This is a genomic window from Enterobacter sp. 03-F-07-AD-ECC, from assembly GCF_047530935.1.
Classification (GTDB): Bacteria; Pseudomonadota; Gammaproteobacteria; order Enterobacterales; family Enterobacteriaceae; genus Enterobacter; species Enterobacter cloacae.
On the sequence record NZ_JBLKBZ010000003.1, the window covers coordinates 53,969 to 76,845 of the forward strand.

Below are 22,877 nucleotides of genomic sequence, written 5' to 3' on the forward strand. Positions count from 1 at the left end.
CCTCAGAATGAAAGTTCAGAATTGTCGCTGAGGCGTACGATCGTGGACGTAACCTCCGTGACCCGCTTTGAGGTTCCGGGAAGCTGATCGCCTTTTGCTACTTCTGTGACTCCGCCATCCGGCAGAACAATGCGTGCACGCAACTGCGAGCCGCGACCGTAAATTTCCTGAAGGCGCACACCACCGGTCCGCTTTTCACTGGCTGCACTGGTAGTCTGTTGTGAAGGAGATGGCTGCGCCATAAGCGGCATGGCAGGCTGGGTGGCAGTAGACAGATAATTCCTGTCAGTACTCTGCCCGGCCTGGCTTTCGCGCAGCTGCTGCTCCAGACGCGCCGTCTGCACTTTCTGCTCCAGAATGAGATTGCGCGCCTGAGCTGCTTCAAGTTCGCCAATCGTAACGTTCGGCGAAAGCGCGTCACTGGTTACGGTTGCTACTGCCTGCCCGCAGAACAGAGCGGACAGCAGCAGGCCCGTTCCCACGGGTTTAATTCTGCGCATAAATGCTCCCCTTCATGGTGTAGTCGAACTGCCCCTGCGGGCTCATGGTGATTGACACGCTATTCAGGCGGAGCCCGGTCGCATCAAAATCCTGCAGCAGACGCTCAGCCAGCAAACGAGAGCTGACAGTGAACGTGAATTCGCGCCAGTCCTGTACGGGCATGGTTTTCTCCTGTCCTGGCGCGACCGCAGGCGGTTTCACTTCACTGAACTTCACTTCCAGATTGCGACGCTGCAGGTGCGAAATAAAACGCATCAGTTGGGCATCCGCTCCAGGCAAGGCCTCGTCGGTATACTCACTCATGCTGTATTTCCGGAAAGGAATGAAGACGTCGCCGTTTTTGCCTCCCTCCTGCAGGTTGAAAACGGCAGAATGCCCAAAAAGTATCCTTGCGCGGTGGGAGAAATCCTCCACCGTCGCACCAGGTGTGGCGAAGAAACGCAAACGAAGGCCCTCAGGGACACATTCGCCGTTCGTAAAGCGCCAGCCGGCCACCGAGGCGAAAAGTGGTGCGCGTGTCAGCCAGCAATTACCAAGTAAAAGCGAAACCGGTGGCTGAGAGGCCCACGGATGCGGCGCTCGGGCTGGCGCAGCTGGCTTATCAGCAGACATCGCCATTCGGGCGCGAAACTCGGCCATTGCAGCAGCCTGTTCCGCTTTTTGCTGAACGTCGTCGTACCAGTAAATTCCTGCTGCTGCCACGAGGGTAATAAGCGCAGCAGGCATAATGAGCGACATCGTCGTCAGGCGCTTACCCAGGCGGCAGCGCTTCAGTTGCGAACGGTTTAGCCTGTCTGTGAGCGCGGTTGCATCACAATTATCATCTGCGGTTGCGGCACAGCGCAGACCCGGTGCATCAGCATCGTTAAAACGCAGGAAGTTTTCAGCTGCTGATTCTATCTTCACCCGTGAACCAGTCACGTCACCCATGACAGAAAGCTGCCCACCACTGGCTGCAAAGAAAACCCAGAGGTCTTCGCTACGGCTGAGGCGGTATATCCCCCATGTATTTCCCCCTTCAGACAGCAAAAATGCTACTGCAAGAGAGTAAGGGCTCCGTCTCACACGCCCGGGTGAAACGACCCCCATCATTGATGCGTTACGCCTGCCAGCAACTACGACATGCGTGTCAGGTGATGCTTTTCCCCGGAACCGCGTTAACAGTGCGCTCCGCTGCTGTTCCCAATGAAGACCGGCTATCCAGTCGCGACGGTGGTGAGTGATGCGAATGCCGCTACGGAGTGAAGATTTTTTCTTTAATGACATGGATTACCTCAGCAGAACAGGAGTGATCATGATCACGAGCGTGGTACGACCGCGCGTACCGTTCTGGCCGCCGCCCAGGATAAAGTTGTTGGGTGTGAATGTTCCCTGCTTGTTTGCAGAAAGGTTCTGTTGCTCAGATCCGGTTAATACCAGTGTCTGTCCTGAGCGCAGGTTTACTTTACGAGCCAGCCCCTGTGTCGAGGTATTCGGTATATCGTTACGGGTATTCCCGTCCCTACTGATAAATTTCTCTATCTGCGGTGGACTGGTATAGCTAAAAGCGAACTGCAGTTGCACGTCGCCGTTTTCCTGGATGAACGGCAACATGGTCATGAACAAACCGGTGGTGATTGTGGTCACGGTCTGGGAAGAAGTAACCCCGACGTTAGCTGTTGCAGTTGAACTGGAACTTGTCAGAACGCCCTGTTGGTTTGAGAGCTGATAAGCTACTGGCGTCAGATTTGCCGTTGGGTCGGTCTGGTTCAGCGCCATGCTGACGTTGCCCTGCTCGGAAAGCGCTTTAATCAGCAGGCTGGAGCCGGAAAATTTGGCGGCATTGCCTGTTGCCGTGTCGAGAATCGAAATGCCGGCACTGCCTGCTGAAGTCGAAGCATTGGCCATTGAACCGGTCAGAGTGGCGCCAAAATTGTGCAGGGATTTGTATACGAGCCCCCAGTCAAGACCCAGTTGCTCATTACGCGTCTGGTTGACGCTGACAATCTGTATGTTGAGCTGGACTTGCCTGCTTAGAACCTTATTCTGATACTCAATGTAACGACCAATACGCTCCAGAACGTCCGGTGTGTCAGTAACACTCAACGTGCCAGTAGCTGCTGAAAGCCAGAAACGACCTGATTTTGGCGTCAGCATCTGCTCGATGGTTTTACGAATGTCGTCGTACAGGTCGCTGTTCATGCCATAATCGGTCTTCTGATTAGAGCTAATGTCTCCGCTCGTCCCCCCCGATGTGCCGCCACCGCTGCCCAGCTGATTGCCAGAGCCGGAGTTAATTGATGCGCTACTGTTTACTTTCGTATTCAGGATAACGAGCTGAAAAGTGCGGGTATCCTGTCGATAAAAATAAACTCCGTTTCCGTCACTGCGCCATGACAGCCCGTACCCGCTGGCTTCGACATCGAGCAGATCACGAACATCTCCCTGGAATTTAAGGCCACGCATGAGCGCCGGTGATGGCTGAACGGAGACGGGCTGAGCTGACGTAGCCCCCATCTGTGCCAGGGGAACCCGACCATTGTCATCCGGCGCCGGCAGTTGACCACTCATCTGAGAAGTTACCACGCTGCCGGTACTCACGTTGCTCAGCGCAGCAAATGCATCTGGTGTGATGGAGACTCGTATACCACATAGCGCAGTGATGCGCTGTCCCAGCTCAGGCAGTGAAATACCATCAGGACGATTAATCGTTATCTGACAGGGAGGCAGATTCTTTTCGTCCGGCGTGGAGACTACCGGCGTAACTGGCTGCAGGTTTACCCAGGGCTTATCCATCCAGACAACAGTTGGTTGTGATATGGACTGACGACTCTGCAACACTCGCTGAGCCGTATCGGCCTGCCCAACGGCTTCCTTGTCTATTTTGCTGATTTCACTCAGCGAACATGATGACAGCACAAACGCAGCAGCAAGTACTGTCAGGCAGAAAGGTATACGCGGCATCCGCAGCTCCCTGATTCTGTTAGTTGAGATAAACAATGCTGCCTTCCGTCACACCGGACGGCAGAGACAGGTTCATATCAGTGCCATCCGCCATCCGCAGACGACCGCCGCTGACGGTCAGGGCAAGCGCAGATGTCACTGAGCGGGCGCGCAACGCGGCATAAACACCGTCTGTTTCAGGTACCCAGATCCACAGGCGACCGTTTTGAATAATGCTTTTGATGCGACTGTCTGGTAACGGCACCATTCCAGTCAGTGCGGTTGATACGGGGCCATCTGTTATTGTCCGCCCGTGACGCCAGTTATTTACGACATCAGCAGTCCGCAGCATGTCTGCTGCAAGCTGATCAGGCTGAGTCTGCTGCAGCGCAAGCCGTACATGCTCGGATGAATGTTGCTGTGCATCACCGGCTATCAAGACGATGACAAGACAAAGCGCGAAAACTGGCAGCGCATATCCCATATCATTTCCCGTCCTGAATCGGCTTATCGTCCACGAATATCAGGCACTGGAGACGATTTGGAGCTGCATAGAGGGGTTTTTCTGCAGCGCGATATAAATTAAACAGCTGCACGATAATCGACTCGAAATTACCACGCAGCGTAAATGGTACATCGATGCGGTAGTTCACAGGCGTTGGCCAGATAACTACCCAGGTAGGACTGCTGCCACTCTCACAGCGAACCGATGTAGCCCATTGGATCAGAGTCTCTTTTAACGTAGTGCCTGCCTGCGAGGTCCAGGCCTGTCCGTCTGGTAACGAGGAAAGCAATGCTCCCGGAGTGAAAACAGTTTTTCCGCTGACCGGAGCAGCAGGAGAGACAATAGTGGAAGGGGGATTACTGTTCTGAACCGTTCCACCTGGTTTCACTGCACCAGATGAAGTTAAAGGCACACCAAGAGCAGCTTTATTCAGAGGTGCTGACGCAACTGACAATGCTGACGGCGCAGGCGCAGGTGCCAACTCTGTCGATGGTTTTACCTTGCCAGATGTTAAGTTAGCTGCGGAACCTGCCTGTGTTTTCTGCACCGGAACCGTAGATTTTTCCCATGGCTCGCTGGCAGAGAACGGGTTTCGGGGTGTTTTTGCTGTCGTTGCAGCAGATAAAGAGGAAACAGCTTGAGGGGTAACTTTTGATGTCCCTGGTGACAAAATGGAACTTTCCGGCCGAGCCGGAGGCAACGGATAGCTGTTATTTCCAGTACCAGAAAGTCCCTTAGAACTGTTAAGTAGTGTACCTGTAGAAGCAGATTTCCCTGTTCCCTGACTGGCTACACTCGCCTGCAAGGGACCTGTTGTTGAGAGGGCAAGATGTCGATATTCATCACGCAGAACGAAACAAATTTCTCGATTCAGGTCATCTACGCGCATACGCCAGGCTGGCCCGGCCAGGATTTGTAAAGCATCTCCAAGCTTCACAGGTCCTATTGAACGCTGCACAGCCGGTAATGGTTTAACGAACAATTCAGAGAATACACCCGGTTCGCCTGAACACAGTGAATAACCTGATTCAAGCATCACGTATCGCATACCTTCCCCAATGGTATTCACCATCTGCAAAGGCATCCTGATATCGATAATCTGATTCAGCGGGTCACGCTGAGCATCTACAGGTCGCGTACTCGCAAGTGTGTAACGATCGTATCGAACAACTTCAGGGGAACGGTTTTGATAAAGATCCTGAACACGGGGAGAGCCCTGAAGCCTGCTCATGGGTTCAGAGCGAGAACTAAAGTCTGTGCAGCCAGCGGCAAGCAGACATAGCGTGATGGCCCCAAGCCGATAACGTGTCTGCAGGTTTATTTTTACCATCAGGAATCCCCAGGAGTTGTCCGAAACAAGTCGGATATTCTGGCGGGGATGCCTTTTCGGACAATGTAAAACTATTACTGCAAACTGAAGAAAATTTCCTCGGTGGGGCAACCGCGAAAGACCAGGATATCCAGTTTCAAGGGTTATCACCGTTTTCGGGAGCAGGGGAAGGAGCTACACGAGACCGATTTATCCAGCCAGTTGGCAATACCTTCAAAAGAAAAGCGCCGGAAAATCCGGCGCCTTAGTCTGCTACTTTATGATTATCAGGCTACGCGATGTGGAACATGGGTCACGTCACCACGGCCAGCGAGCAAGCCATCGACTGAGATATCCTCATCGAGATTATCCCAGTGAATACCACGTTTACTCAGTTCATAGTCATTACGTTCTTTGTCTGTGGCATTCAGCAGACGTGGAAACCAGGCGATTGGTACGCCCATCACCCTGCCATCGTTTAATTCGACCCACATAGTGGTCTCATCAAATCGTACATTTTTAGCTGAAATAGTCATTCCAGGCCTCCACAAACATCGTCTGGTTATGTTGAACCATCTTAGTCAACTCTTTAAGAGTCCGGGCATCGAAGCCATCGTTCCTGCTCAGTTTAACTTCATCTTCAAGCCAGAATTTCGCTTCACCATCAGCGTTACGGACATGAATATGAGCGGGTTCTAGAGGATTTCCCTCGTTCGAGTAAAAGAAAAATTTGAATCCGTTAATTCTCAGTATAACTGGCATTAAAAAAGTACCCCGCTCCTGCCAAGATTATCTTGAATAAAAAAGCGCCAGTCAAACTGGCGCCTCTGTAAAATCGTATCAGGAAATGGCGTAGATCGCTTTTCGGCAGATCCCATAACCATGCCCCAGAAACGGTATGTCATCATCAAAATCCATTGGAGGTTCATTAGCAGGAATGTGTGGCGCAGCTGACTGCTGAGGCTGAGGCTGCTGAGGCTGACCCCAACCACCTTGAGCTTGCCCGGGCTGCTGAGCATTACCGGTACCAGCAGGGGCATTACGACTACCCAGCATCTGCATCGTACCATTCACACCAACCACAACTTCAGTTGTCCAGCGTTCAACACCGCCATCATCGGTCCATTTGCGGGTCCGCAATTGGCCTTCAATGTATACCTGTGATCCTTTTTTCAGATATTCACCGGCTATTTCGGCGAGTTTGCCAAACAACACAACGCGGTGCCACTCAGTCTTTTCCTTCATATCACCGCTTTGTTTATCACGCCATGACTCCGATGTTGCAATACTGAACCCTGTAACAGCTGTGCTGCTATTGGGGATATAACGCACTTCGGGGTCCTGACCGAGATGGCCAACGAGAATAACTTTGTTAATTCCGCGACTTGCCATGATGTAATCTCCTGTACCTAATCATATTCACGCTGCGTCCATTCCCCTTTTTCAAGAGCAATATCGGCCTGCAGACTGGTTTTGTAGTATTCGACTGACTCACGGGACACGGGTCCCATTTCGTTCGCGGTTCCGATATAAAAACCGCGCTGACTGGACAGAACCTGAATTTGTAATTGATACCCAGCTTCTGAAGCCAGTAAACCGAATGGATTTCCCATGCGAGAGCTCCGTTACGTTATCGAGAGAGGTAAATCTCCCGAAAGAGATTTACCGGATGTAAGAAAAAAGAATTAAAACGAGTTCGGATCGTAGTCTTTAGGAGCCGCAGAACCTTGTTCCGGGGTTTGAGATGCATTTGGCGCTGTGTAAACGACTTCCTGGCCTTTCTTAATGAACTCAACCTTAATCAGGCGAGCCTTCAGAGAAGGTCTGGATTCACCGGAATGTTCGCCCGACTGAAGGGTAAACACGTCAGCTTTCAGGCCGCTCAGCACAAACCCCAGCAATACTTTTTCCTCTTCATCCACGGCCTTCTGGCAGCGGTTGATGAGTTTTGTAGCTTCTGGGCCCGCAACAGTGACATCGAAGCGAGTGTATGACGCGTTGTCGGTAGGACCAGTCAGGGCATTAATGACAGCGCAGGTAAATTCACCGTTTTGGCCCTGTACACGACGAATCGAGCTCAGGTAGCCGATACCGCTTACGTTAAGATTGAAATACTCTTTTTTCTGGCTGGCAGAGGAAGAGGTGGTGGAAGAAGATGCAGTTGTAGTAGCAGTCATGATGTTATCTCCGGAGTGAAAACTAAACTGGTAGCGGAGAAACATCTATCCCTTGCGGGATAACGTTTCCCGCAGGGAAGTCAGCAAATTTTTGCCGACTGGCTGTATTTGTGAAATGGACCTCAACTCGCCAGGAGTACCTGTTCTCAGAGGTTAAACAGGTTTACCACCCGAAGGCGCCACTCTCAGGTTTTATGTGGCATTGGCATGTGATTACCCGAAGGCGCCCTTCTCAAATCACCAGGGCATTGGCAGTTGTCGATGACAACGATTAGCCTCTTTATCATTTATTCAGACGCAGCAGATGTCAACGCCGGTGTGCGTAAAAAATCATCAATGCCAAAAAATAAAAAAAGCGGCACCTTTCGGCACCGCCTGTGAGGTCTGCACCATTAGACCTGATGTTGACCTGCTTACGCAGTTGCTCCGGGGGTGTGTTCAGGACCCGGCACGGTTTCACGGAGTTTTGTGCCTTTTTGACTCACGTTCAGGTGTGGACGCGGCCAACAAGACTGTATCCTGCAAGCACTGCATTTGATGCTCACAGGACCCGCAGTCACGGGGTGCGGCTTCAGAGCCGTCGCAACAATAGCAAAGGCATCCTGTCCCCGCAATGAGAGACAAGGAATTAATTATTCTTTGGTTTTACAGCCTTAGAGCTACGCGCGCTTTTACGTTTCTGGGTGTCGTTGTTGATGATTCCTTTGCAATCAGGATAACGAGTACACCCCCAAAACTCTCCTTTCTGTCCTTTTTTTAGGCGAGTTTTCCCCCCACATAAAGGGCACGATGGTGTGGGTGGTATTCTAATGCTCACCCGCTGCTGTCCTCCCATGCTGACAAGGTTACGGGTCCATCCGACCTGTCGCTGCAAAAAATCATTCAGGGTAAGGCGTCCTTCTGCTACTTCATCCAGAGCCTGTTCCCAAAGTGCAGTCATTCCGGGGTCGGTTAACTGCGAGGGCAGAGCATCAATGACATCAGCACCAAGATCAGTCGCGCGAAGCTGCTTACCTTTGCGCACAATAAATCTGCGGTTCAGCAATTGCTCAACGATACCAGCACGGGTGGCTTCCGTGCCTAATCCGGCGTTGTCCTTCAGTACCTTACGAAGAGCAATATCGGTAACAAACGCTGACGCGTTCATCATAGCGCCGATGAGTGTTGCGAAAGTATAGTGAGCCGGCGGACGAGTCATTTGCTGCACGACCTCTGCACCGTTTACTCCGCAACGGTCACTCTTCCTGAGAGGAGGAAGTTCAATACTGAGATCATCATCCCCTGCACTATCCTCTTCCTCCTTACTGAAAAGGACCTTCCAGCCCATTACAATCTCCGTCCTTCCTGTTGTGCGGAACAATTGCCCGCCAATGTCAAACTGCAGACGAGTAATATCAGATTCGTGCAGGGGAAGAAATTGTGCCAGATAATTTCGGCGGATAAGGGTGTATACCCTTCGCTCTGCCTCACTTAACGCAGAAAACTTAAACGCGTTTCGGGTAGGGATAATGCCATGGTGAGCTGTGATTTTTTTGTCGTTCCATATCCGTGAAACAAACGAAGTATTTAAACCTGAAAGAATAGAACTACACTCTGGATCAGACAGGCCTATAGCGGAAAGAACCGAGGGGATTTCCTCACGCATAGACTCAGGAAGGTATCCACAATCAGTTCGTGGATAAGTGGTTGCCTTGTGTTTCTCATAGAGGCTCTGCGCAGTATCAAGCACCTGCTGGGGGGACATATCCCAGAGCAGACCACAGGCCTGTTGTAAAGTGCCGAGCGAAAAAGCCAGCGGCGCAGACGCTTTTTCACGCTTCGTCTCACATTCTGTTACGGTCGCTGCGCCAGCCTGCCGGCAAAGATGCGCTACCTGCTGCGCAATGTTTTGATGTACACAGCGTTTTTCTTCGTCGGTATAAACCTTAGCTGGTACCCATTGCGCCGGAAAAGTTTTTCCTCTCGCACTCAGAAGCGCCTTAACCTGCCAGAAAGGTTTAGGGATGAATGTCCCTATCTCCCGATCACGTCGGACAACCAGTGCCAGGGTGGGAGTTTGCACCCGCCCGACAGAAATCACACCGTCGAATCCTGACTGTACCGCAAGCAATGTATACAGACGGGACAGATTCATTCCAATGAGCCAGTCGGCACGAGCGCGACCAAGTCCCGCATGATACATTCCAAGAGTTTCGGCACCCGGGCGCAGATCCTTGAGAGCTGCACGGATGCTCATTTCATCAAGGGCAGAAAGCCAAAGCCGCTGTACAGGACCGTCCCAGCGGCAGTATTCCAGCAATTCACGGGCAATTACTTCTCCTTCCCGGTCCGCATCAGTGGAGATAACCACATCATCGACCTGGCGCAGCAGCCGCTCAATAACCTTGAACTGAGACTGCGTCTCCTTTTTTACCACTACCTGCCATGGGGAAGGCAGGATCGGCAGAGCAGAGAGCGACCATGGTTTACCATACTGTTGACCGTATACTTCAGGCGGTGCAGTCTCCAGCAAATGCCCTACTGCCCAGGTAACAGTGACGCCAGGGCCAGTTAGAAAACCGTCGCCACGTCGGGTGGCACCCAAAACATTCGCAAGATCTCGCCCCTGTGAGGGCTTTTCGCAGATAAACAACCGCATGGTGGTTCCCCGGTCAGGCAGCCCGATATCGCATTCGAAGCAGGTTTACGCTCGATTCATTAACCGGCGGTGAGAAAGCTGAACGTTTTTCACCAAGAAGAACAGACAAATCTGGCTCTCCCGCCACCTCGCAGGCTTGTTTCCATGTTTCGTTGTTTTCCACAGCATCAAACCGGGTAGCATCGATACGGCGATAAGATAAAACAGAGCCATAGACCTGACGAATTAATCTGCCGCCTTCGCTAAGATGATGATCACGGCGAGAACGTGTAATTAATCCATAATGCGATGCCTGTAGTGCCTTTTTCGCAAACTGATCGAAACCTACTAACAGAAATACACACCTGTAACCCAGAGGGGTTCGTGTAAATACCTGGATATCGAGTGGCTCAACAGATGCAACTTCTGTCAATGTAATACCAGGCGGCAGCATGGACATTTCAGCATCAAGTTGCTGTATCAAAGCAGTCATAGAATCTGATGCAACCTTGATCTTTTCTTCCAGGTTAAACATAGCAACATCAGCCCATGGATTATTTCGCAGGGAATCCTGGTTAATCAGAGTCGCACGGTGGAAAAACTGAGGCATACCGATAATTCCGTGCCTTGCAGGCTTTTCACCGTCCTGTTTTTCAGGCTGACGCCCTTGCCATAACCCAATTGCGTAATTCGTATGAAGCGCGATCGTCATTTCAGACTGCAGCGCACCAGTTTTTTTCTCATTTTTTTCAGCCATCGTTGTCACCTGTGTTCAGTTAAGATGAGCAGGCATAGTCCTGAAACACCGGTATCTCCAACAACGCGAAACTCATAATTCCACGAACGAAATTGTAATTTGGTTAATATTTAACCTTGCTGCGCCCCGCAGCAAGGTCGCTTTTTAACTAGCAGTAAAAATATCCCGCGAAACTTAACCATTACACGTCAGGATTGATTGTTTTTTATACTTGTTGCGCCCCGCAACAAGGTCACTTTTTAACCAGCAGTAAAACCATCCCGCGAAACATTAACCGCTACACATCAGAATTGATTATTTTTTATACTTGTTGCGCCCCGCAACAAGCTCACTTTTTAATCAGCCGTAAAACCATCCCGCGAAACATTAACCGCCACACATCAGAATTGATTATTTTTTATACTTGTTGCGCCCCGCAACAAGCTCACTTTTTAATCAGAAAAGATTTTTGATGCCATAATCATTTCTGGACCTGTTGCCGAATAGCCGCAATCATCGCCCTTACCTGCCCCTGAGACGGGCGTTTCGCAGGTTGAACAGGGATGTTGGCTGTGGGTACAGTACGTGATTCAACCGGGCGGGAAATTGTTCCACCAGAACTGGCAGTCGCCGTATCCTCTGAAATTTTTAGCTCACCACTTCGCGCCTTGCGTAGCATAGAGAACATCCAGCCCACCGGATTGTTGAGCCTTCCAAGGGCCTGTTGCTCACGCAGCATATCAGCAAGGGCCTTTGCCATTGTCTCCGGAAGCGAAGCCATCTGCGTACTCAGCATCTGCCTGTCTTCACTGTTCAGAGCGTTCAGAAAATCATCTGGCAGGAATTGCTCACCACACGGTACGTACGTTTTTTTATTCACACTGTGTGTGAAAGAACGTACGTTACAGTCCGAATTTCGGACTCCGGTGTAAGTCCTTGATTTTTTACTGAGTCCATTTTCCGGACTCTGTGAATTATCAGGTTTAAGGGAACTGAGTCCGTTTTCCGGACTCAGTGAATTCGGGCTGTTTTTTATGCGTTTTTTACTGAGTCCTGATTTCGGACTCGGTTGCACAGCCTGTCGCTGACGAGCCATTTGTTCTGGTGTGGCAGGTGCACTTAGCCGGCTCTCAATAATGGCCAGGCGGCTGTGACGGTGGCGCATTCCCGGATCATGAAGGATATCATTGACTACAGCCAGCGCCGTCATACGGACGGCTTTATTCCTGCTCAGGCAACTCTCTTCAACAAGGGTCAGCCAGCCTGGATCAAAAGTCTCAGCATCACGGTAGCCCAGCGGCTCATCATGCTGTGCATAGATATTGCCCCGCACACGACCATGGTCGTCGCGAACACGCTTACACAGGCTGAGCCAGCCTGTAAGACGCAGCATCAGCAGAACGCGGCTGACTGTATCTCTGGAGGCCTTCTCTGAATGTGCCGACGCCAGCTGAACCTGGAGCTCATCATAAGTCGGGAAAACAGCACCTTCATTCTGCTGTGCATACAACCGGATCATCACCCAGGCGGTTTTATCCAGTGGCGAAAGACGGGTATCCAGAAACAGCTGCCGGGGAAACGCATCATGTACATTTCCCATAAAAAGAAGCCCGCTGCGCTCCTGACCGACATCACCAGTGTCTGTACGCCGTTCGAGACTACGCTGCATCCTGGACAGTGTATGAGCAACTATGCTGTCTGCCGGAATGGTCATTTTCTGCTCTCCTCTTCAACCTGAGACAGCACAATGCCGGGACGAACCCGGCACTGTACGGTCAGCAGCGGCATTCCGTTACCGCCGTATTTCACGGTTATAGGTCTCATGATCCATCAGCCACCAGTGTTTACCTCCATCCTTACTGAGGATGCGCCAGAACGGCCCAACATCTATCTTGAGATAGCCGTTCATCGTCAACCGACGGAACACCTTCTCACCACAGCATACTGCGCTGAACAGCCGTTGCGCCCTGCGACGAACCGAGGGGGAAACGTGCTGACGTGAAGAAAAGTCGGTCATCTGCATCATGCTTCCTTGCGCTGTTGTGATTCACTCTTGCGGGTTGGGGTTGGAGTTGTCTCCCGGCACCACTGGCAGACCCTGCTCCAGACTGCGGTCAGTGACAGGCCATGCTGCTCAGCGGCAAGCATCATCGCTTCCAGAGCCTGATGAGAGTCCGGGGATGATAGCCCGGCAGCCTTCCACTCGATCCATAGTGCTGAATCCTGTGGCTCCGTCAGAGACTGTGTGCGGCCCTGGCGAGACTCTATCCCCATCAGACGACGCCGTGCACTAACCTCTGATGGAGACAGGCCGAAGTATTTATCAATCAGTTCCATTGAACCGCCAAGCTCAAGCGCCCGGTCTATCATCAGCATTCGTTTCTGCTCATTACGTGCCTGGTTGAGCATCAGCCAAAAATTTTCGTGATTCAGGCTAACATCAAGCACAGAAACGTGTGACTGGCTCAAATAGTGCAGCTCATCAAGGCTTAGCTGACTCAGTGCGCGTATCTCCTCGAGAGACATTCCCAGCGACTCACAGCGGCGGATATTACCGTTTTTGACATCCATCAGCAGTGATGAAAGGATGGCCGTGGTGGCCTGTGAAAGATTGTGCTGGCTCATAGGCCCCCTCCTGATATCATCTGATCGGCAACAAGCAGAACATCAAAAAGCCAGCCCGACAGGCAGGCACTCCATAAAAAAAAGTCAATCATGTGTACAGCCTCCCGCCGTAATCTGCTGTTGAGCCTGCGCACCAGTCAGGCCTTGATGAACTTCGGTATCCCGCCCTGCGAGCCAGCCCGCTACGCGTGCTGCTCTGTCGCCACGGCATTTACCAGCTGCCCTGACGCTTACAGCACCAAGGGGGTCGCCGGTGTGACGCTGGGCAAGCCAGCGCTGAAGCATGGAATTCTCACATTCTGAAGGAGCAAATGACTGCAGTACCTGCCAGACGCCAGATACCCACCCTTCACGAAACTGATCGGCTCGGCGACGGAGCGTGTTCTTAAGAATCCGGCGCTTCCGGTATCCGGCAATCTGACCGTCAGTGTCTGCACGAAGTTGCCGCTGTAAAACGGTATAGATATAGAGCGCAACTTCGGCTCTCCCGCTGAAACCATAAAAGTGCAGAGATCGGCGGACGCTTTTTACACCACTGCAACTTGTGTGGACATGCCAGCCAAACCAGCAGCGGCAGCCCGTAGCCATGCAAACCACCGTTGCAAGAGAACTTAGCCAGGCTGGCACTTTTTCAGCATTACTGGTCAGGTTCTGGCAAACGGACTCCTGGATATCATGAATAGAAAGCATGTCAGGGGTCAGGCCATGACGCTGCATCAGCCGTTGAGCCAGCGCCACTGCACGGGCCGCCTCGTGTGGATTACTGTTCCGGGTACCCAGCGCCATCAGTCGCCGGATACGTGCAATCACTTTTGTGTTTTCAGACATGGTGTAGCCCCCTGCTGCCGGCAGCACGGTGAACATCCTGCTTCTCTTTCACATCCTGACAAGCAGCACACAACTCTACGCCCGGTACTGCCAGCTGGCGGGCTGCGGGAATGTCCGAGCCGCAGCATTCGCAAATCTTTTTTGACGGACGTAATGAGTGCACTTTTGCCCTGATAGCATCGATACCGCGTTGGGTGAAAATAGCGGTACTGGCCTGAGCCATTTCATCATTCAGGTCTTCAGACATTTTCCCCTCCCTTCGCAGCCAGACGCTGCAGCTCACGCAGACGACGTATTACACGAATAAGACGCATTGTTTTTACAACAGTGACATCATCGAAAACGGCAGTATCTGTAGGTTCCTGAGAGCCAAAAAAATTCAGGCAGAACATGAACATATTGAACTGTTTGTTAGGCAGTGAACCTGATAGCCCTGCGAGGAAAAGAGTAAACTCACTGGAGTTCTCTGAAATGGAGAAACCAGCTGAACGATGGTCTTTATTCTCCCGAACACAGTCCGCACAGCCCATCGCTTCGGCAATTTCGAAAGTAAGCCGATAAGTCATATCCTGCAGGTGCTCGATGTCGTCCTGTAATGCAGGGATGTGCCAGATATCATTGACCGGCTCCAGCCCGGTTGCCGCGAAGGCCACTGAGCTAACTGAAGAGATGGAGGACTCATCCTGTTCGCCAAAAGCAGAAATGAGGGCGCTGGAATTAACATCTGACTTAAATTGCCATTCTCCGGCGCTATCAGGATTCTCTGTCTGACCGGTAACTACAGGATTTCCGCCAAACAGGTCATTCTGTACTTCACGACGCGTCTCACTTCCAACAGACATACCACCGGGAAGTGCAGTATTGTCCTGAAGTTCTGGTAAAGCTTCCGGACGCCCTAGCGTGGTCAGCGTACCGCTACGCAGACCAGTAACAGGGGGCTGGGATGATTTATCTGCAGGCAGGGTCGTAACTGGTGGTGTTGTGCGCTCCCGCCCACCTGACTGTTCAGACGCGGGTGTGGGTGCTGGCAGTGGAGGTGGCTCGCCAAACTGTTCCCGGCGTTTTTGCTCACGAGGATCAAGTTCAATTAACCAGCGGTCATAATTCAGGCTTGGATGGGGAAGAGCCTTAACCAGTTGACCGATAAACTCATCCCTGAAAATATCAAGGGCATAGCTTTCAGGTTCATCAAAACACCGGCAAACTGCACCAAACACATCATCAAGAGAACATTCTGGGTTTACGTCACCGCTGAAAGATTTCCAGACCTTCATAGCAGAAGAACGAAGGCTCAGGAGTGGTGTTGCCTGACCACGGCTCATACCACTTTCAAGCAACTGGGGCATATGTGGATACAGGTAATTAAGCGTATCTTCCATTCGGCTTACGCTGGAGTAATCAATAGGATAACCTTCCTTACCCAACAGATCCGAAAGCTCTCGCAAAGTCACACTTCGACCCAGTTGCTCTTCATAAATTACGCGCGCTTTATGAACACCAAATGCCTTTTCTATATAGGTAAGATCTCCCCTGACCTCATTCTCAGCCAGATGACCAACCAGACATTTTAGACGTCCAGGCCAGGGTTTAAAGATTGTATGAACGCGATAAAAACGTTCATCACCAGTCTCCTGCCAGAGTTCGCAGAGGATCTGATACCGGGTATTTCCTCCGTCACTAAAGATATAAACATCATCACCATCCGGATCGCGGGTTACTTTTGGAATCGAATCCAATCCTCGAGCACGGACGGAAGCTTTGATTTCTTCAAAACGAGGGTTGCGCCCTTTGCGCGGGTTATCCGGATTGGGGCGAAGCTGGTCAAGGGTAAGAACCATTGCCATTTCGTTTACTGGCTGTGTTACAGGGGGGGTATTATTATCAGCAGCCTGAGCTGGTGATTTTCCTCGCTGCAACATGGCGTCGCCAAGGTTGAGACCACGGGCATTGCTCATGCAAACCTCCCGGTCTGACCAGGGTTAGCAGAGAAACGCGTATATCGGCCTTCGTATTGCAGTCGGATGGTACCAATTGGTCCCTGACGCTGTTTGCTGACAATAATTTCAGCAACCCCCTTGTCTTCAGTGTTTTCGTGATAGACCTCATCACGATAGATAAAGACAATTACGTCAGCATCCTGTTCCAGTGCACCGGAATCACGAAGATCGCCATTGTTAGGCCGTTTATCAGCACGACTCTCCAGTTGACGATTCAACTGCGAAAGGGCAACAACCGGACAGCTCATTTCTTTTGCCAGCGCTTTGAGTGACCGCGAGATTTCAGCAATTTCCTGTGTGCGGTTCTCGTGATCCGGACAACGCATCAGTTGCAGGTAATCAAGGCCAATGACAGAAGGGTGACCATAACGGCGGGCGTTACGACGGGCACGAATTCTGAGCATGGCGGGGGTCAGTGAGCCAGTGTCATCTATGATGAGGCGGTCTTTAAGGTCCCCCATCAATAGTGAAGACGCGTTTGAAACGCGCGCCCAGTCCTCATCATCCATCTGACCATTTTTTAAATGTGTTAGATCTACACTGCCAAGTGAAGCGACCATACGCATGAGGATCTGCTCGGTGGGCTGCTCAAGGCTGTAAAACTGCGCATGCGTATCGGCTTTTTTCAGAAGTGAATTAAGAATCAGGCTGATCAGAAAAGCAGTTTTCCCCATTGAAGGCCTTGCTGCTATAAGTATCAGATCAGCAGTCTGCAGCCCGCTGGTCATGGCATCAAAATCTTCAAATCCCGTAGGCGTACCAGTAATACCATCAAGCACATTGCAACGACGTTCCAGCTCTGTCAGGAGTTTTTCCATGCCGTCAAGCAGCGTCACAGCCTGCTGTGGTTCTGAACGTTCTGCCAGCCGCGTAATTTTTTGCTCTGCGGTTTCCATCACCGCCCCGATATCAGCACCGGATGCCTTAACAGTCTCGGTTATCTCAGTACCAATTGCGACCAACTGTCGCCCCTGGCTGTACCTGGCAACAATGTCACAGTAAGCGACGATATTGGCCGCACTCGGAGTATTTTTTGAAAGTTCAGCCAGATAGGCGAATCCGCCAAGTTGCTCAAGCGCATCCTTACCGCGGCTTTCAATGCTCTCAGCAAGTGTGATCAGGTCAATCGGACGCCCTGCTGCAACCAGGCGCGCCATTTCATGAAAGATGACCTGATGAACCTTAAAATAGAAATCATCGGTATTGAGACGTAGCGCCACTTCATCCCAGCAGTCGTTATCAAGCATCAGGCCACCAATGACGCTCTGCTCAGCATCCTGAGAAAACAGCCCTGATACATTTCTGCGGTTGTTAGAGGTCATTCCTCGCCCCCCGCATTAGCTAACGCATCAAAATTCGCTTTCCACTCAGGGAAAAGTTCACATGCCAACTGATACATTGACGTAAATGCTGAGTCGCTTTTACGCCGGGTATTTTTTTCAAGACGATGTACCGGTACGCCCTTAACATGCCCAAGGACATAGACAGTCAGGTCATAGATACATGTCTCCAGCAAGTCGATATGAATTTTGTCTGCATGGGCGCTGTAGCGTTTATCTTCAACGACCGCTTTGACTTCGGCGAGAGTCTCAACAGACAGATTGTCGTATTCCATACAGTTGATGAGCAATTTTGTGACCGGAAGCTGAATGCCAAACGCACAATAAGGCAGCAATTCTTCCATCAGCGCGACTGTACCGCGCATGAACTCCCTGACATCAGGAAGAATTGGTTTGGCAATACCCACCATGGTTCCGGTGGAAGCAAGGATGATTAACTCAGACATCACTGACCGCGAGCCTTGTGAATCGACAATAATCACGCCATATGAATTAAAAAGGGGATGTGAAAGAGCATTTCGGAGACGAACTCGTCCATCAGGCGCATTCAGCATTGCAGTAGGGAGAAAATTACGAGGATCGTTGGAAACGATAATGTCCAGATTATTGATTGACGTACGGGAGATCAGATTATCTGGATTGGAGAGATCAACTGTCTGCATCAACAGTTCGTACAAACCACCAGGGGCTTCGTATTCAAGCGGAAATATACTGCTGGCCGTTGGCTGAGCATGATCGCCATCAATCAGAAGTGTTTTGATGCCTGCATCGGCCAGAAATCCTGCAAGATTAGCTGACTGAGTAGACTTACCCTCGCCGCCCTTAGTGGAAACAACAGGTATAATACGAGGCTTAACGCCCAACGTTGGATAATCGATTGATTGTAAATGCATTTTAGCACCTGAAAATTAATCAGGATGCGATTCAACAAATACCGATCATTCTTCTATGGAATTTAACATTTTGTCACAGGGATTGAAAATCCCCGTGTCCTTGGTTCGATTCCGAGTCCGGGCACCACTATTTAAAGAACCCGCCCAAAAGGCGGGTTTTTGCTTTTGAGCCAGTCTAACAGCTCAATGCTTCCTACTTTATGTTCTTAGCCAACGCGGTGCTTTTAACGTTTCGGCACAGGATCATGGCGCTTCCCTAAAACGCTCGCAGTTATCCGCGAGTTCCGTGAAGTCGGTTATGTGATTGAAGGGAACGGTAAATAAAGGGCGAATCGAGGTTGGGATAGTAGCCATAGCGCTCTTTATTCAATACTCAAGAGTTCTGTATATCTGCTAAATACTCGCCATCAAATCCCCCAACGTCACCATCAATATCATCGGATCCATTGGCGATGGCTCAAACCCCACCCGCAGATAAAATTCCCGCGCTTCATCCGACAGCGCATGAACCAGCATTCCGCGAATGCCGATGGTCTCCGCCACCTGGATCACCCGCAGCCCAGCGTCGCGTACCAGTGCCCGACCAACGCCCTGCCCATGCAGAGACTGATCTACCGCCAGGCGTCCCAGCACAACAACCGGGATGGGATCGGGCATATTGCGACGAAAGCGACCGGGTGCGGTATTCGTCATGACCGCACTGGATGCCAGCGAGTAATAAGCCAGAACGTTAGAATCGTTGCCACAACAGACAAAGGTACGGGATGCACCACTGACCTGATTTTTCATCGCCCGCTGCTTCAGCCAGTTATCCATCGAATCCACACCACAGCAAAATGGGGTAAGAATATGACCGGCGTGAAGGGGCTCTGGGGCAGAGATCATTTTTCCCGTTCCCACGGCGCAGGGGTCTGCATAGTTTTACGCAGTGTGGCATTAGGTGCTGGAGCCTGATCCAGACGAGCCAGAAATTCCTGATAAGCCTCTGGATCGGCCATAATGATGCGTTGTTCGATCAGTGCCTCTTCCGCAGCAGCGCGGGCTGCTTCCAGCACAAAGTCAGTGCGGTTTTTCCCTCTCGCTTTCGCCGCCCGATCGATAAGATCTCGCTCGGCAGGCCTGATACGCAGGTTCAGGGTTTCGCGTTTCATCGCCATAGTGTTTGCAGCTGGCATGGTGTTGTCCTCCTGTGTTTCATTGGGTATTAAGTATACAACACGCGTAACGCAGATGTCATTACAACGATTCTAAAGGAATCGAACCGAAAGGATTTCTACTTATTAATATTCAACTTTATGTTTTATAAAATGAAATAAGACTCACTCTCTGGGACTTCACAATAAATAACAAAAGAATTTTCGAAAGAAATCAAATCGGTAAGTAATTTGGAACCCGCAAAAAATCAATACTTCTACACGCCCTTCTATCCACGACTCCCCGACCACTGTGTCAGCAACGCATGCAGTTTAGCCGGCTCCAGAGGCTTACGTAGCACCATGTACCCTTCCTGCTCCGCCTCCAGCAGAACCGGCGAATTAAATTCGCCGCTGACCATCGCGCCACTCATGTCCGGCAGACGTTCAAATAGCGCTTTCAGGATGTCGAAGCCGCTTTCGCCGGATCGCAGACGCTGGTCGCACAGCACGGCGAACGGCGTGAAGCCATCGTCGATGATAGCGAACGCTTCTTCAGCGGAGGCCGCACAGCGCACGTTGATTCCCCAGATGCTCATCAGGCTCTCCCAGGCAGACGTCACCAGCGGGTCGTCATCAACCACCAGACAGGAACCGTGCAGCGGCGCATAGCGTACCGGCGTAGCGATGTTGTCATAGGCGGGTGGCATCTCCGGCGCGATCTCTTCGCCAGCATATTGGGTAAAGCACATCCAGAAGCGTGAACCTTTACCTTCAATGGATTGCATCCCGTACTTCACCTTCATCAGCTTGGCACAGCGGGCAACGACGGCCAGACCCAGCCCGTGTCCTGCACTGTCGATCTTCCAGGCCAGTTCGGGGCGATAGTAAGGTGAGAAGATTTTACCTTTCTCGTCATCGGCAATACCGACACCTGTGTCCCACACCTCCACCATACACCTGTCACCACGTGGTCGGATGGCGACCAGCACGCCGCCCTGTAGCGTGTAGCGGAGGGCATTTTGAATAAGGTTAATGAGCGATTGTCGCACCAGCAGCGGATCGCCCATCACGTAGATGCGGCGTTTAGGCCGCCAGGTGCGCAGCCTGAGTGCACGGCTGTTGGCCTCTTCGCGAAACAGCGTGATCACCGAGTCGAGCAGCGCGCCGATGTCCACTCTGGCAGGGGCTGTAAGCACATTCCCGGATTCAATCTTGCTGAGGTCAAGGAGGGAATTGAACATCAAATGCACCGAGCGGACGCTCTGCTGCAGATCAAGCAGCTGGGGCGTGAGGCTGTCGTCCCGGTTTCGGTGGATAATCGCTTCGATCAGAAACCCCATGGCGTGTACCGGTTGGCGCAGGTCGTGGCTGGCGGTCGTCAGGAACTGATTTTTATCCAGCAGCGCCTGCTCAGCTTCCTCTTTGGCCTGGCGAAACTGTTCTGCCAGGCGTGAGCTTTTTTCCTCAAGCAGCGCCTGCTGAATAAAGAACGCGTGCGATGTTAATGCATGGCGGTAAATGGCGAAGCCGTACAGCAGGTTCAACATCAGCACAATGAACATCAGATCGTCCAGCCGCCAGATAATGCCAAGATTCAGTACACCCCAGGAGGCGAAGAAAAAGCATGTAAAGGTGCTGATGACCGGCGTCAGATGCGTCGCATTGGCGGCAACGATGGCGGCAATACTGATATTGAGGAGCAGGAAAAAGTCAAAGTTCTGCGTCTGCGGCGTAATTAAATAGAGAGATGAAATCCCCAGCCCGTGAATAAAAGCGATCTTATTTATACGCGGCAGCCAGCGGCGCAGGACGTCTGCTTCATCATGCTCTTTCGCTTCGCGCTGGTAGCGTCGGTGCAATATTCGGATCGACACGGCACATAGCAGGTAAATAATTATCCAGGTAATGGTTGGGCCGAGTTCATCGCCCAGCAAATTAATCCAGATGGCGAAAGGAATACCGACGAAAGGGACAGCGCTGAAACTGAACACCAGCCGCAAAAAGGTATTATTTAGCAAACGGATCTGCGCGGGAGGAGAGATGCCAGCGTTCTGTAAGCTCTGTAAAAATCTCATTCCGACGGTTCCCGTTTGCCATGCAGAAGCGTGATGGCTTCGACCCGACTGTTAACGCCTATCTTTTTCAATATATTGCTGATGTGCTCTTTGACTGTAGGCTCAGAAATAGAAAGTTGCGCGGCAATTCTTTTATTTGGCAGGCCACGCATAATCATATTTAACACGTCTATTTGTCGCGGCGTTAAGTTAAATTTACTTAACTTCTCATTATTCGACTCAACGGAAAATTCGTTTCCCTCAGGAAACCAGGTGAGATTATCAGTGAGGGCAAAAACGGCCCGTGAAAACATTTCAGGTGGCTCGCTTTTCAATACGAAACCGTGCCCCCCGGCGGCGTGAACTTTCTGCCAGATATCGTTATTGTCATCCCCACTAACCACCAGGAGCCTTACCTGTGGGTAAAGTTGTTTTACTTCTTTGAGTAATTTCAACGCGGTACCGGACGAGAGCCAAAAATCGATTACCAGCAAACGTGGCGGGCCATTATCCCTAATTTGACGGTAGCAATCATCCTCATTCGTCACCACACTCGCCTGCTTAAATCGGCAATGTGTAATCAGAAAATTGGCGATACCGCTTGCTACCAATGGATGGTCATCAACGACCAACGCATAATTCTGCCCCAAAGGATCCTCCTTTTACCTTCGCATATTAGAGAGTACGGATGAATTATTATCTACCCACCCTACTTTAGGAGGGTTTTTTCGATTAGGAAAGGGAAATATATTATTCGCAGATTTGAGTAATAGAAAACATAAATACAATCAGCGAAATTAACTGATTGGATATAAAGGATAATTTATGAAAAAACCACTACTCTTTTTAACCGTTACGTTGATGCTAGCCGGTTGTTCTACGCTAAAAACCGATCAGGCCATTCCACTTCTGCAGGCGGAAACCGCTAAAATGCTGGGGCTGGGCTCATCGGATGAAATAACCGTAACCAATGTTAATGGCGCCCAACCGGATGCACTGGGAGGGCAAAAGCTGTCTTATCGCGCTACGACGGAAAAAGGGCGTATTTTCGATTGCTCATCGATGATGATGCCAGGGATTTTAGGATCCGCCCCGACGCTGAGCGCGCCAACCTGTACACCTGTGGTCACCCATAAATAATTAACTTCACATCAAAAGGCGTACACATATTACGCCTTTTACTTTTTCTGTCGTATCGCATTTTTCATATAAAACCGATTTTCCAGACATCACGCTA

Annotated in this window: 25 protein-coding genes; 1 reads left to right on the forward strand and 24 read right to left on the reverse strand. The window is 51.0% G+C overall.

Translation table 11 applies throughout. The features are described 5' to 3' along the window. Window positions 1-2: 2 nt before the first annotated feature. The 24 genes from pilP to ACMWKA_RS05500 all read right to left on the reverse strand — a co-directional run bounded on the left by pilP (window position 3) and on the right by ACMWKA_RS05500 (window position 22,290). Window positions 3-500: a type IV pilus biogenesis protein PilP gene (gene pilP / locus ACMWKA_RS05385; RefSeq protein WP_152043806.1), complete on the reverse strand. Its 498-nt coding sequence runs from the start codon at window positions 498-500 to the stop codon at window positions 3-5. Next, window positions 487-1,767: a type 4b pilus protein PilO2 gene (gene pilO2, locus ACMWKA_RS05390; RefSeq protein ID WP_193227153.1), complete on the reverse strand. Its 1,281-nt coding sequence runs from the start codon at window positions 1,765-1,767 to the stop codon at window positions 487-489. The genes pilP and pilO2 overlap by 14 nt, the downstream gene beginning before the upstream one ends. A 3-nt stretch (window positions 1,768-1,770) precedes the next feature. Further along, on the reverse strand, window positions 1,771-3,444 hold the full coding sequence (locus tag ACMWKA_RS05395) for a PilN family type IVB pilus formation outer membrane protein (protein ID WP_152043807.1): 1,674 nt from the start codon (window positions 3,442-3,444) through the stop codon (window positions 1,771-1,773). Window positions 3,445-3,463: 19 nt separating this feature from the next. After that, the gene (gene pilM / locus ACMWKA_RS05400; protein ID WP_152043808.1) at window positions 3,464-3,907 is read right to left on the reverse strand and encodes a type IV pilus biogenesis protein PilM; all 444 of its coding nucleotides are present in this window, start codon (window positions 3,905-3,907) and stop codon (window positions 3,464-3,466) included. Between the two features lies 1 nt (window position 3,908). Beyond that, complete coding sequence (locus ACMWKA_RS05405) at window positions 3,909-5,258, reverse strand: TcpQ domain-containing protein (RefSeq protein ID WP_152043809.1); 1,350 nt, start codon at window positions 5,256-5,258, stop codon at window positions 3,909-3,911. A 266-nt stretch (window positions 5,259-5,524) separates the two neighbouring features. Further along, window positions 5,525-5,773, reverse strand: a complete 249-nt coding sequence (locus ACMWKA_RS05410) for a DUF2442 domain-containing protein (protein ID WP_000155614.1) — start codon at window positions 5,771-5,773, stop codon at window positions 5,525-5,527. Continuing rightward, entirely contained in the window at window positions 5,757-5,999 is a 243-nt protein-coding gene (locus tag ACMWKA_RS05415; RefSeq protein WP_001144085.1) for a DUF4160 domain-containing protein, read from the reverse strand. The genes ACMWKA_RS05410 and ACMWKA_RS05415 overlap by 17 nt, the downstream gene beginning before the upstream one ends. Before the next feature lie 78 nt (window positions 6,000-6,077). Further along, a complete protein-coding gene (locus ACMWKA_RS05420) occupies window positions 6,078-6,629 on the reverse strand; it encodes a single-stranded DNA-binding protein (RefSeq protein WP_000168256.1) in 552 nt (183 codons plus the stop codon). A 17-nt stretch (window positions 6,630-6,646) separates the two neighbouring features. Continuing rightward, the gene (locus tag ACMWKA_RS05425; RefSeq protein ID WP_032676552.1) at window positions 6,647-6,850 is read right to left on the reverse strand and encodes a hypothetical protein; all 204 of its coding nucleotides are present in this window, start codon (window positions 6,848-6,850) and stop codon (window positions 6,647-6,649) included. Between the two features lie 72 nt (window positions 6,851-6,922). Then, on the reverse strand, window positions 6,923-7,414 hold the full coding sequence (locus ACMWKA_RS05430; RefSeq protein ID WP_032676551.1) for an STY4534 family ICE replication protein: 492 nt from the start codon (window positions 7,412-7,414) through the stop codon (window positions 6,923-6,925). Between the two features lie 628 nt (window positions 7,415-8,042). Beyond that, window positions 8,043-10,052, reverse strand: coding sequence for a DNA topoisomerase III (locus tag ACMWKA_RS05435; RefSeq protein WP_152043810.1), 2,010 nt, complete (start codon window positions 10,050-10,052; stop codon window positions 8,043-8,045). 13 nt (window positions 10,053-10,065) lie between these two features. Then, the gene (locus tag ACMWKA_RS05440; protein ID WP_152043811.1) at window positions 10,066-10,788 is read right to left on the reverse strand and encodes a PFL_4669 family integrating conjugative element protein; all 723 of its coding nucleotides are present in this window, start codon (window positions 10,786-10,788) and stop codon (window positions 10,066-10,068) included. A 460-nt stretch (window positions 10,789-11,248) separates the two neighbouring features. Continuing rightward, the gene (locus ACMWKA_RS05445) at window positions 11,249-12,481 is read right to left on the reverse strand and encodes an STY4528 family pathogenicity island replication protein (protein WP_076734837.1); all 1,233 of its coding nucleotides are present in this window, start codon (window positions 12,479-12,481) and stop codon (window positions 11,249-11,251) included. 78 nt (window positions 12,482-12,559) lie between these two features. Next, window positions 12,560-12,790, reverse strand: coding sequence for a hypothetical protein (locus ACMWKA_RS05450; protein WP_058799658.1), 231 nt, complete (start codon window positions 12,788-12,790; stop codon window positions 12,560-12,562). Beyond that, entirely contained in the window at window positions 12,790-13,392 is a 603-nt protein-coding gene (locus tag ACMWKA_RS05455; RefSeq protein ID WP_152043812.1) for a DUF2857 domain-containing protein, read from the reverse strand. The genes ACMWKA_RS05450 and ACMWKA_RS05455 overlap by 1 nt, the downstream gene beginning before the upstream one ends. An 84-nt stretch (window positions 13,393-13,476) precedes the next feature. Further along, complete coding sequence (locus ACMWKA_RS05460) at window positions 13,477-14,220, reverse strand: DUF2786 domain-containing protein (RefSeq protein ID WP_152043813.1); 744 nt, start codon at window positions 14,218-14,220, stop codon at window positions 13,477-13,479. Next, on the reverse strand, window positions 14,213-14,467 hold the full coding sequence (locus ACMWKA_RS05465; protein ID WP_152043814.1) for a TraR/DksA C4-type zinc finger protein: 255 nt from the start codon (window positions 14,465-14,467) through the stop codon (window positions 14,213-14,215). Before ACMWKA_RS05465 ends, ACMWKA_RS05460 begins: the two co-directional genes overlap by 8 nt. Continuing rightward, a complete protein-coding gene (locus ACMWKA_RS05470) occupies window positions 14,460-16,175 on the reverse strand; it encodes a ParB family protein (protein WP_198996528.1) in 1,716 nt (571 codons plus the stop codon). The genes ACMWKA_RS05465 and ACMWKA_RS05470 overlap by 8 nt, the downstream gene beginning before the upstream one ends. Further along, window positions 16,172-17,539, reverse strand: a complete 1,368-nt coding sequence (gene dnaB-PI, locus ACMWKA_RS05475; RefSeq protein ID WP_152043816.1) for an SPI-7-type island replicative DNA helicase — start codon at window positions 17,537-17,539, stop codon at window positions 16,172-16,174. Before dnaB-PI ends, ACMWKA_RS05470 begins: the two co-directional genes overlap by 4 nt. Further along, window positions 17,536-18,450 (reverse strand): ParA family protein, encoded by a 915-nt coding sequence (locus tag ACMWKA_RS05480; RefSeq protein WP_152043817.1) that lies wholly within the window; start codon window positions 18,448-18,450, stop codon window positions 17,536-17,538. The genes dnaB-PI and ACMWKA_RS05480 overlap by 4 nt, the downstream gene beginning before the upstream one ends. A 393-nt stretch (window positions 18,451-18,843) precedes the next feature. Next, window positions 18,844-19,335: a GNAT family N-acetyltransferase gene (locus ACMWKA_RS05485; RefSeq protein WP_029882967.1), complete on the reverse strand. Its 492-nt coding sequence runs from the start codon at window positions 19,333-19,335 to the stop codon at window positions 18,844-18,846. Continuing rightward, window positions 19,332-19,625 carry a DUF1778 domain-containing protein gene (locus tag ACMWKA_RS05490; RefSeq protein ID WP_029882966.1) on the reverse strand — a complete coding sequence of 98 codons (294 nt, stop codon included), beginning with the start codon at window positions 19,623-19,625 and terminating at the stop codon, window positions 19,332-19,334. The genes ACMWKA_RS05485 and ACMWKA_RS05490 overlap by 4 nt, the downstream gene beginning before the upstream one ends. 248 nt (window positions 19,626-19,873) lie before the next feature. Next, window positions 19,874-21,661 (reverse strand): ATP-binding protein, encoded by a 1,788-nt coding sequence (locus ACMWKA_RS05495; protein WP_414760041.1) that lies wholly within the window; start codon window positions 21,659-21,661, stop codon window positions 19,874-19,876. Continuing rightward, window positions 21,658-22,290: a response regulator transcription factor gene (locus tag ACMWKA_RS05500; protein ID WP_013098693.1), complete on the reverse strand. Its 633-nt coding sequence runs from the start codon at window positions 22,288-22,290 to the stop codon at window positions 21,658-21,660. The genes ACMWKA_RS05495 and ACMWKA_RS05500 overlap by 4 nt, the downstream gene beginning before the upstream one ends. A gap of 175 nt (window positions 22,291-22,465) precedes the next feature. On the opposite strand from ACMWKA_RS05500, the gene ACMWKA_RS05505 reads away from it, so the two are divergent. Continuing rightward, a complete protein-coding gene (locus ACMWKA_RS05505; RefSeq protein WP_013098694.1) occupies window positions 22,466-22,780 on the forward strand; it encodes a lipoprotein in 315 nt (104 codons plus the stop codon). Window positions 22,781-22,877 lie beyond the last annotated feature (97 nt).

What these genes read in the sequence shown, in the direction of transcription:
- ACMWKA_RS05415 (WP_001144085.1), bottom strand. Translation starts at nt 5,999, where the DNA reads ATGCCAGTTATACTGAGAATTAACGGATTCAAATTTTTCTTTTACTCG.
- ACMWKA_RS05430 (WP_032676551.1), bottom strand. Translation starts at nt 7,414, where the DNA reads ATGACTGCTACTACAACTGCATCTTCTTCCACCACCTCTTCCTCTGCC.
- ACMWKA_RS05410 (WP_000155614.1), bottom strand. Translation starts at nt 5,773, where the DNA reads ATGACTATTTCAGCTAAAAATGTACGATTTGATGAGACCACTATGTGG.
- ACMWKA_RS05455 (WP_152043812.1), bottom strand. Translation starts at nt 13,392, where the DNA reads ATGAGCCAGCACAATCTTTCACAGGCCACCACGGCCATCCTTTCATCA.
- ACMWKA_RS05490 (WP_029882966.1), bottom strand. Translation starts at nt 19,625, where the DNA reads ATGCCAGCTGCAAACACTATGGCGATGAAACGCGAAACCCTGAACCTG.
- ACMWKA_RS05425 (WP_032676552.1), bottom strand. Translation starts at nt 6,850, where the DNA reads ATGGGAAATCCATTCGGTTTACTGGCTTCAGAAGCTGGGTATCAATTA.
- ACMWKA_RS05405 (WP_152043809.1), bottom strand. Translation starts at nt 5,258, where the DNA reads ATGGTAAAAATAAACCTGCAGACACGTTATCGGCTTGGGGCCATCACG.
- ACMWKA_RS05460 (WP_152043813.1), bottom strand. Translation starts at nt 14,220, where the DNA reads ATGTCTGAAAACACAAAAGTGATTGCACGTATCCGGCGACTGATGGCG.
- dnaB-PI (WP_152043816.1), bottom strand. Translation starts at nt 17,539, where the DNA reads ATGACCTCTAACAACCGCAGAAATGTATCAGGGCTGTTTTCTCAGGAT.
- ACMWKA_RS05505 (WP_013098694.1), top strand. Translation starts at nt 22,466, where the DNA reads ATGAAAAAACCACTACTCTTTTTAACCGTTACGTTGATGCTAGCCGGT.
- ACMWKA_RS05465 (WP_152043814.1), bottom strand. Translation starts at nt 14,467, where the DNA reads ATGTCTGAAGACCTGAATGATGAAATGGCTCAGGCCAGTACCGCTATT.
- ACMWKA_RS05395 (WP_152043807.1), bottom strand. Translation starts at nt 3,444, where the DNA reads ATGCCGCGTATACCTTTCTGCCTGACAGTACTTGCTGCTGCGTTTGTG.
- ACMWKA_RS05480 (WP_152043817.1), bottom strand. Translation starts at nt 18,450, where the DNA reads ATGCATTTACAATCAATCGATTATCCAACGTTGGGCGTTAAGCCTCGT.
- ACMWKA_RS05495 (WP_414760041.1), bottom strand. Translation starts at nt 21,661, where the DNA reads ATGAGATTTTTACAGAGCTTACAGAACGCTGGCATCTCTCCTCCCGCG.
- ACMWKA_RS05450 (WP_058799658.1), bottom strand. Translation starts at nt 12,790, where the DNA reads ATGCAGATGACCGACTTTTCTTCACGTCAGCACGTTTCCCCCTCGGTT.
- ACMWKA_RS05470 (WP_198996528.1), bottom strand. Translation starts at nt 16,175, where the DNA reads ATGAGCAATGCCCGTGGTCTCAACCTTGGCGACGCCATGTTGCAGCGA.
- pilO2 (WP_193227153.1), bottom strand. Translation starts at nt 1,767, where the DNA reads ATGTCATTAAAGAAAAAATCTTCACTCCGTAGCGGCATTCGCATCACT.
- pilM (WP_152043808.1), bottom strand. Translation starts at nt 3,907, where the DNA reads ATGGGATATGCGCTGCCAGTTTTCGCGCTTTGTCTTGTCATCGTCTTG.
- ACMWKA_RS05485 (WP_029882967.1), bottom strand. Translation starts at nt 19,335, where the DNA reads ATGATCTCTGCCCCAGAGCCCCTTCACGCCGGTCATATTCTTACCCCA.
- ACMWKA_RS05445 (WP_076734837.1), bottom strand. Translation starts at nt 12,481, where the DNA reads ATGACCATTCCGGCAGACAGCATAGTTGCTCATACACTGTCCAGGATG.
- ACMWKA_RS05420 (WP_000168256.1), bottom strand. Translation starts at nt 6,629, where the DNA reads ATGGCAAGTCGCGGAATTAACAAAGTTATTCTCGTTGGCCATCTCGGT.
- ACMWKA_RS05440 (WP_152043811.1), bottom strand. Translation starts at nt 10,788, where the DNA reads ATGGCTGAAAAAAATGAGAAAAAAACTGGTGCGCTGCAGTCTGAAATG.
- ACMWKA_RS05435 (WP_152043810.1), bottom strand. Translation starts at nt 10,052, where the DNA reads ATGCGGTTGTTTATCTGCGAAAAGCCCTCACAGGGGCGAGATCTTGCG.
- pilP (WP_152043806.1), bottom strand. Translation starts at nt 500, where the DNA reads ATGCGCAGAATTAAACCCGTGGGAACGGGCCTGCTGCTGTCCGCTCTG.